Origin of the sequence: Bacillus sp. GMs2/2, from assembly GCF_050172095.1 — a bacterium.
In the GTDB taxonomy this organism is placed as follows: Bacteria; Bacillota; Bacilli; order Bacillales; family Bacillaceae_G; genus Bacillus_A; species Bacillus_A cereus.
The window spans coordinates 1-17,350 of the sequence record NZ_JBNLYE010000070.1; the positions used below are offsets into that span (position 1 = coordinate 1).

The window sequence follows — 17,350 nt, forward strand, 5'->3', positions numbered from 1 at the left end:
AAATATTACATATAAAGGTGTATTTTCCATAAAATAATAAAAGAGGTATCACCCTGTAGTGATGCCTCTTTCTCATTGATAACTATGTTCTGTCTTGTTATTCAATTTTGCTTGCTCTATTTGCAATTCACGCTCTACCAATCGATCTAATTGCTGAATTGCTTTAAGTGCTTTTTCATAAGAAATTGTTCGATAATGATGCGCTCCGCCCGGTTCTTCATCTGCTTCATCTGCCCATTTAATAATATTTTGAAGCGATGTTCTTTCAATTTCTTGTTCCACTAAGAAAGAATCTGTATGAAGAAGAATTGCAATAGAAATTTCTTTTGCTAGTTTTGGATGTTCTCCTAATCTAATAAGTAATTTATGTGCTCTTTCAGCACCTTTAATTGCATGGATATCATTCTTTTTATATAAGTCATAATCCCATTCGCCGCCTGTGTACCAAGTATGATGTCCGATATCATGAAGGAAGCCAGCTTTTGTGGCAGCATCGACTGAGGCGTGATGCTTTTTGGCTAGGTGAAACGCATGGTAAGCGACAGCGATCGCGTGGACCATTCCAGAACGGTTTACGTATTTTTGTGTAATGTGGTGTTTAAAAATTTGTTCAAGCGTAATACGGTGCATAAAACATTCACTCCTTTTATCTTATGGTGTATATGAAGAAAAATCGATCGGTTTAAATGTATTTTGAACATTGTACTCCATCATAGTTCGTTAGTAAAGTAGAAATGTTTAGGAGAAGAAAAAATTTTTCTGCAAAAAAATCACCTTAGCTTATGCAAAGGTGATTTTCAAATTACTTATTTTTTTAATCCTTGCTCTAGTGTTTCTAACATTTCGTGCTTTTCATTTTCATCAGCGTTTTTCCAAATGACTTCAAATAAAACGCCAAGACCTGGAAGCATTTTTTCTTCACCGCTTTGAATTGCATCGACGATTGTTTCTTGTAATTGATCTTGTGAATTTCCAGATACATTCGCTAATACGGCACCGCGTAAATTAAAACTCATTGCTTTCACCTCTTCTTCAGAATTGAAACTGACGTTAGTTTTTGTTCTTTTTTATGTAAATATGTATGGAAAATAGGCTATAATGATAAGACAAGAAGAGAGGGAAATACATATTATGAAAAACATTGATTCAGTACAAAATCCGCGTGTAAAGCAGTGGAAAAAGCTGCAAACGAAAAAAGAACGCGATAAAAAAGGTTTATTTTTTGTAGAAGGATTCCACTTAGTCGAGGAAGCTTTGAAGGCAGGAATTGTAACAGAACTTATCGTTTCAGATCAGACAGACCTTCCGAAAGATTGGACAGTTAATGATGTGGAAATGTATATCGTACCTGAGGCGATTGTCAAAATACTTCGTGAAACAGAAACGACACAAGGTGTATTTGCTGTTTGTGAGAAGCATGAGAAAGAAGTAGCTCTTACTGATGGGAAATTCCTTTTATTAGATGGCCTGCAAGACCCAGGTAATTTAGGAACAATTATTCGTACAGCTGATGCAGCTGGTATTCACGCCGTTGTGCTTGGAGAAGGTTGTGTTGATGTTTACAATAGTAAAGTACTCCGCTCTACACAAGGCTCTATTTTCCACTTACCAATTGTAAAAGGGAACTTAGAAGAATGGGTAGACAAGTTAAAAGAAAACAACGTTCCTGTATATGGAACAGCTCTTGAAAATGGAGTTCCGTATGGTGAAGTAACGCCGGCTGGCAGTTTTGCATTAATTGTAGGAAATGAAGGAAATGGCGTACGCCAAGGAATTCTTGCAAAAACGGATCAAAACTTGTATATTCCGATTTACGGCGGGGCAGAATCATTAAATGTTGCGGTTGCAGCAGGGATTTTAACGTATTATTTGCAAAGCCCGGTTGCGAACAAATAAAAAACTTCTTATAATAAGTTGAAGTACATTATATTAAAAGTTAAATAACGAAAAACGTTGATAGAGAAGAGTAACTTACAAAATCGCCATATAGGGAGAGAGTGCCGTAGACTGAAAGCATTCTTATGGTAGACGGAAGTGAATTCACCTCTGGAGTTGACGCCAGGACCATGTATATGTAAAGGCGTTCCGGTCAGAATTGATCGTTATAACTAATGAGTGGGCAGACTTGTTCTGTCAATTTAGGGTGGTACCGCGAATTTACCTCGTCCCTTTTTGGGAGCGAGGTTTTTTTATTTTTAAAATTAGGAGGGTTCCAAAATGGAAGCACGTTTAAAAGAGCTAAAGCAAAAAGCGTTAGAGCTTATTGAAGAAGCGAAAGAGCTAAAGGGCTTAAACGACGTACGCGTAGCGTATTTAGGAAAAAAAGGCCCAATTACAGAAGTATTACGCGGCATGGGAAAATTGTCAGCAGAAGAGCGTCCACGTATGGGAGCATTAGTAAATGAAGTGCGTGAAGCGATTCAAACGCGTTTAGATGACAAAATTAGTAACTTAGAAAAAGCAGTAATCGAAGCGAAATTAGCTACTGAAACAATCGATGTTACACTGCCAGGTCGTCCTGTTGAAACAGGTTGTCACCATCCGTTAACAGCTGTTGTTGAGCAAATTGAAGATGTATTCATCGGTATGGGTTATGAAGTAGCTGAAGGAACAGAAGTAGAAAAAGACTACTACAACTTCGAAGCACTAAACTTACCGAAAGATCACCCAGCGCGTGATATGCAAGATACATTCTACATTACAGAAGAAACGTTACTACGTACACATACATCTTCTGTGCAAGCACGTACGATGGAAAATAATAAAGAAAAAGGCCCAATCAAAATTATTTGTCCTGGTAAAGTGTATCGCCGTGATGACGACGATGCGACGCATTCACATCAGTTCATGCAAATTGAAGGTCTTGTAATTGATAAAAACATTCGTATGAGTGACTTAAAAGGTACACTGCAAGTATTCGTGAAAAAGATGTTCGGTGAAGATCGTGAAATCCGTCTTCGTCCAAGTTTCTTCCCATTCACAGAGCCATCTGTAGAGATGGATATTTCTTGTATGATGTGTCACGGCAAAGGTTGCGGCACTTGTAAAGGAACTGGCTGGATTGAAATTCTAGGCGCAGGTATGGTTCACCCGAACGTACTTGAAATGGCTGGTTATGATTCAAAAGAATATCAAGGTTTCGCATTCGGTATGGGCGCAGAGCGTATCGCAATGTTGAAATACGGAGTAGATGACATTCGTCATTTCTATACAAATGATGTACGTTTCTTACAACAATTCAAACGAGCGTAAGGGAAGGAGAGGATAAATATGTTCGTATCATATCGTTGGTTACAAGAGTATGTAGATATTAAAGATGTAACAGCACAAGAACTAGCAGACAAAATCACGAAAAGTGGTATTGAAGTAGAAGGCGTTGAAGTATTAAATAAAGGTGTAAAAGGTGTTGTAGTTGGTCACGTATTAGAATGTGAAAAACACCCAGAAGCTGATAAATTAAGCAAATGCTTAATCGATATCGGTGAAGAAGAGCCAGTTCAAATTATTTGTGGAGCTGCTAACATTGCAAAAGGTTTAAAAGTACCAGTTGCAAAAGTTGGAGCTGTACTTCCTGGTAACTTCAAAATCAAAAAAGCAAAACTACGCGGTGAAGCTTCTCACGGTATGGTTTGTGCTCTTCAAGAGCTTGGTATTGATGGAAAGTTAGTTTCAAAAGAATACGCAGATGGTATCTTCATCTTCCCAAGTGACGCTGAAGTTGGTGCAGATGCACTTGAAATTTTAAACTTACACGATGAAGTACTTGAGCTTGGCTTAACACCAAACCGTGCAGATTGCTTAAACATGTTAGGTGTTGCTTACGAAGTAGCTGCTATTTATGGCCGTGAAGTAAAACTTCCAGCTATCGACTTACAAGAAACAGCAGAAAAAACTTCTGATTATATTTCTGTAAGCGTAGAAGCGAAAGAAGAAAACCCATTATACATTGCAAAAATGGTTAAAAACGTAAAGATTGGTCCGTCACCAATGTGGATGCAAACTCGTCTTATGGCAGCTGGCATTCGTCCAATTAGCAACGTAGTTGATATTACAAACTACATTTTAATGGAATACGGTCAACCGTTACATGCATTCGATTACGATAAATTAGGTTCAAAAGAAATCGTTGTTCGTCTTGCAAAAGAAGGCGAAAAAATTGAAACGTTAGATGATCAAGAGCGTACATTACAAAGCCACCATCTTGTAATTACAAACGGCACGAAAGCTTTAGCTGTTGCTGGTGTAATGGGCGGGGCGGATTCTGAAGTTACAAATGAGACAGTAAACGTTCTAATTGAGTCTGCATACTTTGCAGGTCAAACAGTACGTCGTACATCAAAAGACTTAGGTCTTCGTAGTGAATCAAGTGCACGTTTCGAAAAAGGAATCGATCCAACACGTACATTTGAAGCAATTCAACACGCAGCTGCTTTAATGGCGAAATATGCTGGCGGTGAAGCACTTGAAGGTGTAGTAGAAGCTGACAACTTACAAGTACAAGAGCGTACAGTATCTGTTACTGCTGAAAAAGTAAACCGTGTATTAGGTACAAATATTTCTGCGAGTGAAATGGGTACAATGTTCACAAACTTGAAATTCCCATTTACAGAAGTAGAAGGAACATTCCATGTAAATGTACCAGCACGTCGTCCTGATATTACAATTTCAGAAGACTTAGTAGAAGAAGTGGGCCGTCTATACGGTTATGACCACATTCCAGTTACATTACCTTCTGGAACGATGACTCGTGGTAAATTAACATCAGCACAAACGAAACGTCGTAAAGTACGCCGCTTCTTAGAGGGTGCTGGTTTATATGAAGCAATTACGTATTCATTAACAAGCGCTGACAAAGCGAAACAATATATGGTTGAGCCAAACGAAAAGGCGCCTGTAGGTCTTGCACTTCCAATGAGTGAAGAACGTAGCCAACTTCGTTTAAGCTTAGTACCGCAATTACTAGAAGCAGTTTCATACAATGTCGCTCGTAAAAACGACAGCGTTGCTTTATACGAAGTAGGTTCTATCTTCTTACCGACAGAAGAAGGAGAACTTCCGAAAGAAGAACAACATCTTGCAGGTGTTATGACAGGTCTTGCTCTTCACCATGCATGGCAAGGTGAGAAGAAAGTAGTAGACTTCTTCGTTGTGAAAGGTGTACTAGAAGGACTATTCGACGTGCTTGGCGTTTCAAATCAAATCACATATGCACCAGCAAAACGTGAAGGTATGCACCCAGGCCGTACAGCTGACATCGTATTAGATGGCGAAGTAATTGGTTTCATCGGTCAATTGCACCCAGAAGCAGAAAAACAATTAGATGTGAAAAATACATTCGTATTTGAATTATCTCTTGTAAAAGTATTCGGTGCAGACGCTGAGGAAACTTACTACTCAGCAATTCCACGTTTCCCATCTATGACACGTGACATGGCTGTTGTAGTAACAAAAGAAACAAAAGCTGGTGAAATGAAGCAAGTCATTGCTGAAGCTGGCGGAGAACTTCTGAAAGACGTAACACTATTCGACTTATACGAAGGTGAAAAAATGGAAGAAGGCAAGAAATCACTTGCATTCTCTATGACTTACTTCGATGCAGAACGTACATTAACAGACGAAGAAGTAACAGAAGCACATAACCGTGTACTAACAACGGTAGAAGCGAAATTCGGTGCGGAGTTACGTAAGTAATTAGAAAATTGCCGGATTCATTCCGGCAATTTTTTTATTGGATTGGTTGTCGGACACTGTCGGTAAGTCGATATATTACAAAAATCGCTCATATATTTTCCGACACCTTGCATCTTTCTCTCGAATGTAGTACATTAATTTTAGTTTAACAAAATGAAAGACGATGATAAGGAAAAGTAGTATATACTATAATCCAAAGCGAGTCAGGGACGGTGAGAGCCTGATGAGGCGGTATATGTGAAGAACACCTTGGAGTTGCTAACCGAAATTGAATTTTGTATTCAAGAGTAGACTTAGACGGGAATCCGGCCTGTTACAAACCGGGAAGTATGTATTACATACGAGTTAAAGTTGGTCTTTATGACAAATTGGGTGGTACCGCGAAGTTTAACCTTTCGTCCCTTTATGGATGAAAGGTTTTTTTGTATTTAAATATATGAGCAAAGGAGAATTTCACTATGGAAAACACATTAGTAAAAAGTCTGTATAGAGATACAGAAAAGTATGCAGATCAAACAGTACAAGTATCAGGGTGGATTCGTAACTTACGTGATTCAAAAGCATTTGGTTTCATCGAATTAAACGACGGTAGCTTTTTCAAAAGCGTTCAAATCGTTTTCGATACAGAATTAGAGAACTTCAAAGAAATTGCAAAACTTCCACTTAGCTCTTCAGTTAAAGTAGAAGGTAAAGTAATTGCAACGCCGGGAGCGAAGCAACCATTTGAAATTAAAGCAGAAAAAATTGATATCGAGGGCTTATCAGATTCTGATTACCCACTTCAAAAGAAGCGTCATACGTTTGAATACTTACGTACAATCGCTCACTTACGTCCAAGAACAAATGCATTCTCTGCAACGTTCCGCGTACGTTCTATCGCAGCATTTGCGATTCACCAATTCTTCCAAGAGCGTGGATTCGTACATGTCCACACACCAATCATCACTGGTAGTGATACAGAAGGTGCTGGCGAAATGTTCCGCGTAACAACGCAAGATTTAAATAACCTACCAAAAGGTGAAGACGGAAAAGTTGATGAGTCAAAAGACTTCTTCGGTAAAGAAACAAACTTAACAGTAAGTGGACAGCTGAACGCTGAAGCTTATGCATTAGCATTCCGTGATGTATACACATTCGGACCTACATTCCGTGCAGAAAACTCAAACACAACTCGTCACGCTGCTGAGTTCTGGATGGTTGAGCCTGAGATTGCATTCGCTGAACTAGGGGACGTAATGAACCTTACAGAAGATATGCTGAAATATGCAATGAAATACGTATTAGAGCATGCACCAGAAGAAATGGAATTCTTCAACAGCTTCGTTGATAAAACAGTTCTTGAGCGCATGAACAACGTAATTAACTCTGACTTCGGTCGCATCACTTATACAGAAGCAATTAAAGTGCTTCAAGAATCAGGTGCTGACTTCAAATACCCAGTAGAATGGGGAATTGACTTACAAACAGAGCACGAAAGATACTTATCAGAAGAAATCTTCAAACGCCCTGTATTCGTAACTGACTATCCGAAAGACATTAAAGCATTCTACATGCGTTTAAATGAAGACGGTAAAACAGTAGCTGCTACTGACCTTCTAGTTCCTGGCATCGGCGAATTAATCGGCGGAAGCCAACGTGAAGAAAGAATGGACGTTTTAGTAGACAGAATTAAAGAATTAGGTATGAACGAAGAGGACTACTGGTGGTACTTAGAACTTAGAAAATACGGCGGTACAAAACACGCTGGATTCGGTCTAGGTTTCGAGCGCTTCCTAATGTACATCACTGGTATGGCTAACATCCGTGACGTAATTCCATTCCCAAGAACTCCAGGTTCTTCTGAATTCTAAAATATGAAAAAAAGCGAGAGGATTTCCTCTCGCTTTTTATTTTACATATTGTATAGTTTATTCCCTCGTAGCAAAAAGTAACGCGAAGGGGTGAATATAAATGAGTAAAAAAGTGAAAAAAGATCATTCAAGATCGGGCCTAGGTTCTCCAGAAGTTGAAGGACAAGGAACGACGACACATGAAACAGGTTCTCATAAAGTATCTTCATCAAATAAGAAGCAGAAACGAAGCTAACATAACAAAGGAGAGTCTTAAGGGCTCTCCTTTGTTATGTGTTACATCTTATTATCGTTAATTTCTTTTGTAATCTTATTTATGTCTTTGTCTAATCGATCTAAATAGAAAAACCACAGTAAACTTATGAACACGTAATAGATGGCCATCACGCCAAGATTATCAGATATATTTTCGAATGTGGATTTAGTAGTGAAAAAAGCTCCCCAAATGATAGAAATAGTGAGGTAAGAAAGTGGGCCTACGAGGTGTACGAAAGCATATAGTACCTTTTTAACTTTTACAGCGTTCATATGAAAAACCTCCTTTTTCTAATCATACATTCAAGTTCTTCACAGAAGTGTTGTAGTTTTGCTGGATTATGTATTAACAAGCGTGCATCGTGTTTCCCGATAAATCTTCGAATCCGAAAGTTTAATAAGAAAGATCGACCATAACGCTCTATTAAATCGTTGAACGCTGGTTGTTCACTTAGTAGCTGAATGTTTTCTCTAATTTCGAACTGTCTTTCGTGTGGATCGCCTAGTAAAATATTTAGAATCATTTGTAGAAGTAGCAATGTAGATCCCCTCCTATGTTATAATAATCTGTATATTATAATTATAACAAAACTATAAGGACAATAGTAGGATGAAACAAAAAACAGGAGTTTGTAGGCTCCTGTTTTTGTCGATACTATTTTAATAAGCGAAGCGCCTTCTCCGTATTAGCGAAATGCAGTTTCACAAACTCGGGTAATCGTTCTTTACCAAGCTTTTGAATTAATTTAGCAGCAGCGATATCAACTTGTTTACCAGCACCTTTCGGAAGTGGCATACCAGCTTTTTTACTTAGTTCGTCAAACTGTTTTACGAATGAGTAGCGAGCTAAAATAGAAGCAGCGGCTACTGCTAAATGGACGCTTTCACCTTTTGTAGCGAAATAAACATTTTCACGCTGTACCTGTTTTTGTTTTGCTAAATATTTGTAGTATGTATCAGGTTGTGTGAATTGGTCGATTAAGACGCCTTCAGGTTTTGTAGGTACCATTTTAGCTAATAAGTTTGTAATAGCTTTATTGTGTAGTAAAGCTTTTAGCTTACCTTGGTTGTTTCCTTTATCAAATAGCTCGTTATATTTTTCGTTATGAAGGACAAGAGAGCTATAAGGAACAACGTGTAGAAGTTGTTTCGCAATGGCAGTAATTTGATCGTCATTTAAGTTTTTAGAGTCTTTTACACCAAGTTCTTTTAGTAGTGGAATTTGCTTCGCATCCACATATACAGCAACGACTGTCATTGGTCCGAAGAAATCACCAGTACCAACTTCATCAGACCCTACAATAGACATTGTACTGATGGAAGCAGGCGGCGCATAACGGTGTGAATCGACAGATTTTTTTACAGCTGTTTTCGGCGCGTGAGAGACAGTTTGCCAACGAGAAGCTTCTGCTTCAGCGCGGCCTCCTTGGAACATTACTTTTCCAGATTTATACGCTGTAATCGTGCAAGATGGCACCTTAGCCATAAAGATACCGCCTTGCGGAATTTTCGGGCTAAGCGAATGTTTATATTGTTGTTTCATGTCTTCAATTACTGTAGAATTTGTTTGAATTACGATAGAATTTGACATAATGGTCGCCCCTTTTTTTATATTGTTATTTTTATCATATCGGATTGTTCTTTCTGTTTCCATATTATGAAGGTTCATGGTATGATAAACTTTAGGATTCTGTACGTGATTGGAGGCCGGTGAGTTGTCACAACAAAAGGGAAAGAAAAGTCGAATTAATGTAGAAATCTATGGTCAGCAATATTCAGTTGTTGGCGATGAAAGTACAAGTCATATCCGCATGGTAGCAGCGATTGTGGATGATAAAATGCGCGAACTCAATGCCAAGAATCCTTCGCTTGACACGAGTAGACTAGCGGTATTGACGGCGGTAAACGTCATACACGATTACATAAAATTAAAAGAAGAACATGAGAAATTGAAAGAAAGTATGACAAAAAAAGGAATGGAATAACATGATTGATATTATTATCATTTTACTGCTTGTTATGGGATTTTTCCTCGGCTTACGCAGAGGGTTTATTCTGCAACTTGTAAAGTTAACAAGCTTTATTATCGCATACCTTGTTGCATACTGGTACTGTAAAGATTTAGCGCCAGCACTTGCGAAATTTATTCCGTATCCATTTGATAAAAACGTATCTGTTCCAGAATGGATTGATGCAAATAATATTGAGACAGTATTTTATCAAGCGCTTGCGTTTATCATATTGTTTATTATTACAAAAATAGCACTTTCATTACTTGGTAATTTGTTAAATATGTTTGCAGAAATACCGGTTTTAAAGCAAGTAAATGCGTTTGCGGGGGCAATCCTCGGATTTTTAGAAGTATATATTGTTTTGTTTGTCTTAATTATCATTGGAAACATTCTTCCGATTGAACAAGTACAAACACCATTACAAAAATCATCAATTAGCAAAATAATTGTAGACGATACACCGATTCTATCTGAAAAGGTGAAGGAACTATGGCAGACAGGTAGCAGAGTATAACTTCTCTTTTTTCGGAAAGAGAAGTTTTTTTCTATGAAAGAAAGGCGGGGTAATGATGAAAGTAAATAAAAAACAAGTTATCAAATTATTAGAGACAATCGGGCTTTTTATGGAACTAAAGGGTGCGAATCCATTTAAAATATCTGCATTTCGTAAAGCGGCAGCAGCATTAGAAAGTGACGATCGTAGTCTTTCTGAGATTGAAGATTTCACAAAGATTCCGGGCATCGGAAAAGGAACAGCAGCCGTTATTCAAGAATATATAGAATCGGGAACATCTGAAGTATTACAAGAACTTGAAAAAGAAGTACCGAGTAGCTTATTGCCGTTATTAAAACTACCAGGTCTTGGTGGTAAAAAGGTGGCTAAGTTATATAAAGAGCTAGGCGTTATTGATATGGAGACGTTAAAAGCTGCTTGTGAGGAAAATAAAGTACAAGCTTTAGCTGGTTTCGGTAAGAAGACAGAAGAGAAAATATTAGAAGCAATCGATCAAGTAGGCTCTCGTCCAGAGCGTTTACCAATTGCGATGGTATTGCCTATTGCCGGGGAAATAGAGGAGAAATTGTCGAATATTGCTGAAGTAATTCGTTTCTCTCGCGCTGGTAGTTTGCGCCGTGTTCGTGAAACAGTGAAAGATTTAGATTTTATCATTGCAACGACAGAACCAGCAGCGGTACGTGAGCATTTACTACAATTCGATAATATGATTGAGGTAATCGCAAGTGGGGATACGAAAGTTTCTGTTCGTCTTCAATATGAATATGATATTTCAATCGATTTCCGCTTAGTAAAACCAGAAGAGTTTATTACAACACTTCACCATTTCACAGGATCAAAAGACCATAACGTAAAAATGCGTCAAATCGCAAAAGATAAAGGCGAGAAAATTAGTGAGTACGGTGTAGAGAACTTAGAAACAGGTGAAGTGAAAACATTTGAGACTGAAGAAGACTTCTTTGCTCATTTCGGTCTACCATTTATTCCGCCAGAAGTGCGTGAAGATGGAAAAGAAATTGAATTAATTAAAGAGTATCCGAACTTAATTCAGTTTTCCGATATACAAGGTGATTTACATATGCATACAACTTGGAGTGACGGTGCTTTTTCTATTGAAGAAATGGTACAAGCGTGCCGTGCTCGTGGATATAAGTTTATGGCGATTACTGATCACTCGCAATACTTAAAAGTAGCGAATGGTTTAACGAAAGAGCGTCTTCGTGAGCAAGCGAAAGAAATTGAACGTATGAATGAAAAGTATCCAGACATTACAATTTTACGCGGAATTGAAATGGACATTTTACCAGATGCCTCGCTTGATTTTGATGATGAAGTATTAGAAGAATTAGACTATGTCATTGGAGCAATTCACTCTAGCTTCTCACAAGACCGTGAAACGATCATGAAGCGTCTGCGTACTGCACTTGAGAATAAACATGTCACAATGATTGCTCATCCGACAGGACGTCTTCTCGGGCGCCGTGAGGGTTATGATGTAGATACAGATTTATTAATTGAACTCGCAAAAGAGACAAATACAGTTTTAGAATTAAATGCGAATCCGAACCGTCTAGATTTAAGCGCGAAATTATTAAAACAAGCACAAGATGCTGGTGTAAAAGTAGCGATTAATACAGATGCTCATACACTTGAAATGTTGGAAGATATGGAAACAGGTGTAGCAGCAGCACGTAAAGGTTGGATTCAAAAAGATAACGTGATTAACACATGGGATATTGAACGTTTATTAGACTATATTAAACGTAATAAGTAACGCAAGGGGGACCTGCAACATGTTAGAAAGAACGTTGCGTGTATTAGAATACAATAAAGTAAAAGAACAATTACTTGAACATACAGCCTCTTCACTTGGCCGTGACAAAGTGAAGCATTTAGTGCCGAGCACTGATTTTGAAGAAATTGTAGAAATGCAAGATACAACGGATGAAGCAGCGAAAGTTATTCGTTTAAAAGGTAGTGCACCATTAGGTGGTATTACGGATATTCGCTCAAATGTGAAGCGTGCAAAAATTGGGAGTATGTTAAGTCCAAATGAATTACTTGATATTGCGAATACGATGTATGGTAGTCGTAATATGAAACGTTTCATTGAAGATATGGCTGATAACGGTGTCGAGCTTCCGATTTTAGAAACTCACGTCGCTCAAATTGTATCTTTATATGATTTAGAAAAGAAAATTACAAATTGTATCGGTGACGGTGGTGAAGTAGTCGATAGCGCAAGTGATAAACTGCGTGGTATTCGTACTCAAATTCGTACTGCGGAAAGCCGTATTCGTGAAAAATTAGAAAATATGACGCGCTCTTCAAATGCGCAAAAGATGCTGTCTGACTCGATTGTAACGATTCGTAACGAACGTTACGTAATCCCAGTAAAACAAGAATACCGCGGCGTATATGGTGGTATTGTTCACGATCAATCAGCTTCTGGACAAACGTTATTTATTGAACCGCAAGTCATTGTAGAATTAAATAACGCACTGCAAGAAGCTCGTGTGAAAGAGAAACAAGAAGTCGAACGCATCTTATTGATGTTAACAGAAGAAGTGGCAGTAGAAGCTGATATCGTTTTATCAAACGTAGAAGTAGTTGCGAATCTTGATTTCATTTTTGCGAAAGCTTTTTATGCAAAGCGAATTAAAGCAACGAAACCAATCGTAAATAACGAGCGTTATATGGATTTAAGACAAGCTCGCCATCCGCTAATCGATCCAGAAATTATTGTGCCAAATAACATTATGTTAGGTAAAGATTTCACGACAATTGTTATTACAGGACCGAATACAGGTGGTAAAACAGTTACGCTGAAAACAGTTGGTATTTGTGTTTTAATGGCGCAATCTGGTCTTCACATTCCAGTAATGGATGAGTCAGAGATTTGTGTGTTTAAAAATATATTTGCTGATATCGGTGATGAGCAATCGATTGAACAAAGTTTAAGTACGTTCTCCTCACATATGGTGAACATCGTTGATATTTTAGAAAAAGCTGATTTTGAAAGCTTAGTTTTATTCGATGAATTAGGTGCTGGAACAGACCCACAAGAAGGTGCTGCACTAGCAATTTCGATTTTAGATGAAGTATGTAATCGCGGTGCTCGCGTTGTTGCAACGACGCATTATCCAGAATTAAAAGCATACGGATATAACCGTGAGCAAGTTATTAATGCGAGTGTTGAGTTTGATGTAAATACATTAAGTCCAACTTATAAATTATTAATCGGTGTACCAGGCCGTAGTAATGCCTTTGAAATTTCGAAACGTCTTGGATTATCTGATCGCGTTATTGACCAAGCACGCAACCACATTAGTACAGATACGAATAAAATTGAAAATATGATTGCGAAGTTAGAAGAAAGCCAGAAGAACGCAGAGCGTGACTGGAACGAAGCAGAAGCACTTCGCAAACAATCTGAAAAACTTCATCGTGAATTACAACGTCAAATCATTGAATTTAACGAAGATCGCGATGAACGATTATTAAAAGCGCAAAAAGAAGGGGAAGAAAAAGTCGAAGCCGCAAAGAAAGAAGCAGAAGGCATTATTCAAGAACTTCGTCAATTGCGTAAAGCACAGCTTGCAAACGTGAAAGATCACGAGTTAATTGAAGCGAAGAGCCGTCTAGAAGGCGCAGCACCAGAGCTTGTTAAGAAACAAAAAGTAAACGTGAAAAACACTGCGCCGAAGCAACAGTTACGTGCAGGTGATGAAGTAAAAGTATTAACGTTCGGTCAAAAAGGTCAATTACTTGAAAAAGTAAGCGATACTGAGTGGAGCGTACAAATCGGTATTCTGAAGATGAAAGTAAAAGAATCTAACATGGAATACATTAACACACCGAAGCAAACAGAGAAAAAAGCAGTTGCAACGGTAAAAGGTAGAGACTATCACGTTTCATTAGAACTTGACCTTCGTGGTGAACGATTTGAAAATGCAATGGCGCGCGTTGAGAAATACTTAGACGATGCCCAGCTTGCAAGCTATCCTCGCGTATCAATTATTCACGGTAAGGGGACAGGAGCACTTCGCCAAGGTGTACAAGATTACTTGAAGAAGCATCGCGGTGTAAAAACCTTCCGTTACGGTGACATGGGCGAGGGAGGCCTAGGCGTAACAGTTGTCGAATTAAAATAGAAAACAACGAAACAAAGGGGAAACCATTATATGTTTATGGACAAACTTGCAAAAGTATTGTTAGCTTGTTGCGGAATATTTTTGGTGATTGGGGTTATTTATTTAGTTGTTTTTGCGAAGTGAAAAAGCGTCAATCGTGGCAGAATGATATTGCCATAGATTGACGCTTTTAATATATGTGAAAAGGAATAGAACATGAAAATCAACCAATACATAAGCGAAGCAAAATCATGCTCCAGACGTGAAACAGATCGCCTCATTAAAGCTGGACGCGTGGCTATTAATGGCGAAATATGTACGCACGGTGAACTTGTGAGCGATGGTGATGTTGTAACGATTGATGGGCAAGTTATTGTAAAAGAAGAGAAAGAAAAGGTGTACATAGCCTTTCATAAACCAGTCGGAATTACTTGTACAGCAGCTGATCATATTGAAGATAATATTATTGATTATATCAATTATCCAGAGCGAATCTTTCCAGTTGGACGATTAGATAAAGCATCGGAAGGACTTATCTTATTAACGAATGACGGCGGCATTGCGAATCGAATTTTACATGGTGATCATGAGCACGAGAAGGAATATGTTGTCACAGTCGATAAACCTTTTACGGACTGGTTTATTGATGAGATGTCCAGCGGTGTAAAGATTAAAGATGGAATGACGAAGCCGTGCAAAGTGACAAGAGTCGATCAATCAACATTTCGTATTGTTTTAACGCAAGGAATGAACAGGCAAATTCGTAGAATGAGTCGAGCTTTCGGGTTTACTGTAATAAAGCTAAAGCGAGTACGCATTATGAATATAGAGCTAAATGAGCTTGAAGTTGGAAAGTGGCGGAGCGTTACAGCTGAAGAGTTAGAAATTTTAATAGGGCAGTTATAGGGAGGGGAAATTTTCTCCCTATATTTTTTTGTCAGAAAAAATAAAACTATTGATTTTTTAAAAAATAGCCCATATAATAAAAAACAACAAGTTTCGACAAGATATTTTATAAAAGTAATGATGAGGACATGAGTTGTATTTTACGATTCTCAGAGAGGGAAGCCTTAGGCTGTGAGCTTCCTAATACGAAAAGACAAGCTTACCACCTCTAAACTTCAAGAGTGAACTGCATACATGATGCATTGTAATTCTTGGCGGATAAAACCGTTATCAATTTACACGAGCTATAAAATGAGCTTATTTCGTTATAAATTCATTTTATTAGAATAAGGGTGGAACCACGATTTCAACACTCGTCCCTTTGTTAGGGACGGGTGTTTTTTGCGTTCTTTTATGGGGAAGTATGCTTGAAAGAGGATATGTGACGGATTTTTATTCAGAATATTTTGTTAATTCATTATTTTAGGAGGTTAGTAGAAATGAAATCATCTTTAAAGTTTTCAGAGATGTTTGCAATAAGTTTAATGTTATTTGCACTGTTTTTTGGTGCAGGTAATATGATTTTTCCACCAGCGTTAGGGCAAGGTGCTGGAACGGACGTATGGATCGCGCTGTTTGGTTTTATCGTAACAGGCGTTGGACTACCTTTATTAGGAGTAATTGTTATAGCTTTAAAGGGAGATATTAATGAGCTAGCAGGACGTGTACATCCTATATTCGCACTTGTTTTTATCACTGCAATTTATTTATGTTTAGGCGTATTCGTAAGTGTGCCGCGTACAGGAACAGTAGCTTATGAGATGAGTGTTGCACCGTTTTTACCAAGTGAGATAGCTGGTCAGTCATATCCACTTGTTATCTTTACACTTATTTTCTTTGCAGTCACTTTCTATTTAGCTTTAAATCCTTCGAAATTAGTGGGTCGTATTGGTAAGGTGCTAACTCCAATATTATTAGCTGTTATTGCAATTATCGTAGGTAAAGCACTTATTACACCAATTGGAGAATTTGGTGCACCAACAGAAGCGTATAGTGCTCCTCTCTTCAAAGGATTTATTGATGGATATTTAACTTTAGATGGACTTGCAGCACTGGTATTCGGAAATGTTGTAATTCATGCGTTAAAAGAAAAAGGCATTACAAATAAAAACAGTATTGCAAAAGTAACAATCTTTGCAGGATTTATTGCAGCGCTTGGTCTACTACTTGTGTATTTAGCACTTGCTTATCTTGGAGCTTCTAGTGTGTCACTTGGAATGGGTGCAAACGGAGGAATTATTTTAACAAATGTCGTGAATCATTTATTTGGTAGCTACGGAACTTTATTATTAGGGATCGCAATTACAGCAGCATGTTTAACAACTTCTGTAGGTATTGTTGCAGCTTGTGGTGATTACTTCTCTTTCTTATTACCAAAGCTTTCTTATCAAAAAGTCGTTTTCATTTTCTGTGTATTAGCATTTATGGTAGCAAACCTTGGGTTAACTCAGTTAAATGCATTAGCATTACCAATCTTAATCGCAATTTATCCAATTGGAATCGTACTTATCGTATTATCACTTGTTGAAAACTACGTTCGTCTTCCATTAGCGATGTATGTGGGCGGGATTGTAGGAGCATTTGCAATAAGTTTCTTTGATGGATTACACAATGCAAACCTTCAAATTGCAGCGCTAGCACCTATTTTAGATAAGATTCCATTATATAGTGTAGGAATTGGTTGGTTAGTTCCAGGCATAATCGGTATAGGATTTGGTTATATAGTTTCTAAGTTTCAAAAGCAGGAAATTGCTGTAGAGAAATAGAGAAAAGAGACTTTCTATAATAGAAAGTCTCTTTTTTGTAAAAAAAGCCGCATATAGAGAAATTCAGATATTAAAAATTTTATACGTAATATAGTTGACAAAAAATTTATGAGTAGGCTAAGATTGACTTAGTTGTGGAAATATTGGAAGGGAAGTGAGGAAAAAGGGGTTTCTATAACTATAG

At 37.9% G+C, this 17,350-nt stretch carries 16 protein-coding genes and 3 other annotated features; of the genes, 11 read left to right on the top strand and 5 right to left on the bottom strand.

From position 1 onward, the window contains the following. Positions 1–72 precede the first annotated feature (72 nt). Together ACQGS6_RS11850 and sspI are read right to left on the bottom strand one after the other, a co-directional pair. Positions 73–630 (bottom strand): HD domain-containing protein, encoded by a 558-nt coding sequence (locus ACQGS6_RS11850; RefSeq protein ID WP_000554786.1) that lies wholly within the window; start codon positions 628–630, stop codon positions 73–75. Positions 631–806: 176 nt separating this feature from the next. Continuing rightward, a complete protein-coding gene (gene sspI / locus ACQGS6_RS11855) occupies positions 807–1,016 on the bottom strand; it encodes a small acid-soluble spore protein SspI (RefSeq protein ID WP_000009509.1) in 210 nt (69 codons plus the stop codon). An 82-nt stretch (positions 1,017–1,098) separates the two neighbouring features. Between sspI and ACQGS6_RS11860 the strand changes: the two genes are divergently transcribed. The 5 genes from ACQGS6_RS11860 to ACQGS6_RS11880 all read left to right on the top strand — a co-directional run bounded on the left by ACQGS6_RS11860 (position 1,099) and on the right by ACQGS6_RS11880 (position 7,776). Beyond that, positions 1,099–1,896 carry a TrmH family RNA methyltransferase gene (locus ACQGS6_RS11860; protein WP_426965176.1) on the top strand — a complete coding sequence of 266 codons (798 nt, stop codon included), beginning with the start codon at positions 1,099–1,101 and terminating at the stop codon, positions 1,894–1,896. Positions 1,897–1,944: 48 nt separating this feature from the next. Further along, positions 1,945–2,173: a binding site (T-box leader), on the top strand. 44 nt (positions 2,174–2,217) lie between these two features. Continuing rightward, positions 2,218–3,252: a phenylalanine--tRNA ligase subunit alpha gene (gene pheS, locus ACQGS6_RS11865; RefSeq protein WP_000388219.1), complete on the top strand. Its 1,035-nt coding sequence runs from the start codon at positions 2,218–2,220 to the stop codon at positions 3,250–3,252. 18 nt (positions 3,253–3,270) lie between these two features. Next, complete coding sequence (pheT, locus tag ACQGS6_RS11870) at positions 3,271–5,691, top strand: phenylalanine--tRNA ligase subunit beta (protein ID WP_000498190.1); 2,421 nt, start codon at positions 3,271–3,273, stop codon at positions 5,689–5,691. Positions 5,692–5,845: 154 nt separating this feature from the next. After that, positions 5,846–6,097 (top strand) — a binding site (T-box leader). Positions 6,098–6,149: 52 nt separating this feature from the next. Then, a complete protein-coding gene (asnS, locus tag ACQGS6_RS11875) occupies positions 6,150–7,541 on the top strand; it encodes an asparagine--tRNA ligase (RefSeq protein ID WP_000432177.1) in 1,392 nt (463 codons plus the stop codon). A gap of 100 nt (positions 7,542–7,641) precedes the next feature. After that, complete coding sequence (locus ACQGS6_RS11880; RefSeq protein WP_000039590.1) at positions 7,642–7,776, top strand: YuzL family protein; 135 nt, start codon at positions 7,642–7,644, stop codon at positions 7,774–7,776. A gap of 41 nt (positions 7,777–7,817) precedes the next feature. On the opposite strand, the gene ACQGS6_RS11885 is transcribed toward ACQGS6_RS11880, so the two are convergent. The 3 genes from ACQGS6_RS11885 to rnhC form a co-directional block, all read right to left on the bottom strand. Then, positions 7,818–8,069, bottom strand: a complete 252-nt coding sequence (locus ACQGS6_RS11885) for a hypothetical protein (protein ID WP_000994758.1) — start codon at positions 8,067–8,069, stop codon at positions 7,818–7,820. After that, positions 8,066–8,335: a hypothetical protein gene (locus ACQGS6_RS11890; RefSeq protein WP_000925537.1), complete on the bottom strand. Its 270-nt coding sequence runs from the start codon at positions 8,333–8,335 to the stop codon at positions 8,066–8,068. The genes ACQGS6_RS11885 and ACQGS6_RS11890 overlap by 4 nt, the downstream gene beginning before the upstream one ends. A gap of 116 nt (positions 8,336–8,451) precedes the next feature. Further along, positions 8,452–9,387 carry a ribonuclease HIII gene (gene rnhC / locus ACQGS6_RS11895; protein ID WP_000071567.1) on the bottom strand — a complete coding sequence of 312 codons (936 nt, stop codon included), beginning with the start codon at positions 9,385–9,387 and terminating at the stop codon, positions 8,452–8,454. 124 nt (positions 9,388–9,511) lie between these two features. On the opposite strand from rnhC, the gene zapA reads away from it, so the two are divergent. The 6 genes from zapA to brnQ6 all read left to right on the top strand — a co-directional run bounded on the left by zapA (position 9,512) and on the right by brnQ6 (position 17,166). Then, positions 9,512–9,781 (top strand): cell division protein ZapA, encoded by a 270-nt coding sequence (gene zapA / locus ACQGS6_RS11900; RefSeq protein WP_000082701.1) that lies wholly within the window; start codon positions 9,512–9,514, stop codon positions 9,779–9,781. A 1-nt stretch (position 9,782) separates the two neighbouring features. Continuing rightward, a complete protein-coding gene (locus ACQGS6_RS11905) occupies positions 9,783–10,322 on the top strand; it encodes a CvpA family protein (RefSeq protein ID WP_000565412.1) in 540 nt (179 codons plus the stop codon). Positions 10,323–10,377: 55 nt separating this feature from the next. After that, a complete protein-coding gene (gene polX, locus ACQGS6_RS11910; RefSeq protein ID WP_000867517.1) occupies positions 10,378–12,096 on the top strand; it encodes a DNA polymerase/3'-5' exonuclease PolX in 1,719 nt (572 codons plus the stop codon). A 19-nt stretch (positions 12,097–12,115) separates the two neighbouring features. Then, positions 12,116–14,476 (top strand): endonuclease MutS2, encoded by a 2,361-nt coding sequence (locus tag ACQGS6_RS11915; RefSeq protein ID WP_000893716.1) that lies wholly within the window; start codon positions 12,116–12,118, stop codon positions 14,474–14,476. Between the two features lie 195 nt (positions 14,477–14,671). After that, complete coding sequence (locus tag ACQGS6_RS11920; RefSeq protein WP_000700746.1) at positions 14,672–15,361, top strand: 23S rRNA pseudouridine(2604) synthase RluF; 690 nt, start codon at positions 14,672–14,674, stop codon at positions 15,359–15,361. 108 nt (positions 15,362–15,469) lie between these two features. After that, positions 15,470–15,725 (top strand) — a binding site (T-box leader). A 115-nt stretch (positions 15,726–15,840) separates the two neighbouring features. After that, a complete protein-coding gene (gene brnQ6 / locus ACQGS6_RS11925; protein ID WP_242785137.1) occupies positions 15,841–17,166 on the top strand; it encodes a branched-chain amino acid transport system II carrier protein BrnQ6 in 1,326 nt (441 codons plus the stop codon). Positions 17,167–17,350: the final 184 nt, after the last annotated feature.

Excerpts from the sequence above, each read along its gene's own strand:
- ACQGS6_RS11850 (WP_000554786.1), bottom strand. The coding sequence starts at position 630 with ATGCACCGTATTACGCTTGAACAAATTTTTAAACACCACATTACACAA.
- sspI (WP_000009509.1), bottom strand. The coding sequence starts at position 1,016 with ATGAGTTTTAATTTACGCGGTGCCGTATTAGCGAATGTATCTGGAAAT.
- ACQGS6_RS11860 (WP_426965176.1), top strand. The coding sequence starts at position 1,099 with ATGATAAGACAAGAAGAGAGGGAAATACATATTATGAAAAACATTGAT.
- pheS (WP_000388219.1), top strand. The coding sequence starts at position 2,218 with ATGGAAGCACGTTTAAAAGAGCTAAAGCAAAAAGCGTTAGAGCTTATT.
- pheT (WP_000498190.1), top strand. The coding sequence starts at position 3,271 with ATGTTCGTATCATATCGTTGGTTACAAGAGTATGTAGATATTAAAGAT.
- asnS (WP_000432177.1), top strand. The coding sequence starts at position 6,150 with ATGGAAAACACATTAGTAAAAAGTCTGTATAGAGATACAGAAAAGTAT.
- ACQGS6_RS11880 (WP_000039590.1), top strand. The coding sequence starts at position 7,642 with ATGAGTAAAAAAGTGAAAAAAGATCATTCAAGATCGGGCCTAGGTTCT.
- ACQGS6_RS11885 (WP_000994758.1), bottom strand. The coding sequence starts at position 8,069 with ATGAACGCTGTAAAAGTTAAAAAGGTACTATATGCTTTCGTACACCTC.
- rnhC (WP_000071567.1), bottom strand. The coding sequence starts at position 9,387 with ATGTCAAATTCTATCGTAATTCAAACAAATTCTACAGTAATTGAAGAC.
- ACQGS6_RS11905 (WP_000565412.1), top strand. The coding sequence starts at position 9,783 with ATGATTGATATTATTATCATTTTACTGCTTGTTATGGGATTTTTCCTC.
- polX (WP_000867517.1), top strand. The coding sequence starts at position 10,378 with ATGAAAGTAAATAAAAAACAAGTTATCAAATTATTAGAGACAATCGGG.
- ACQGS6_RS11915 (WP_000893716.1), top strand. The coding sequence starts at position 12,116 with ATGTTAGAAAGAACGTTGCGTGTATTAGAATACAATAAAGTAAAAGAA.
- ACQGS6_RS11920 (WP_000700746.1), top strand. The coding sequence starts at position 14,672 with ATGAAAATCAACCAATACATAAGCGAAGCAAAATCATGCTCCAGACGT.
- brnQ6 (WP_242785137.1), top strand. The coding sequence starts at position 15,841 with ATGAAATCATCTTTAAAGTTTTCAGAGATGTTTGCAATAAGTTTAATG.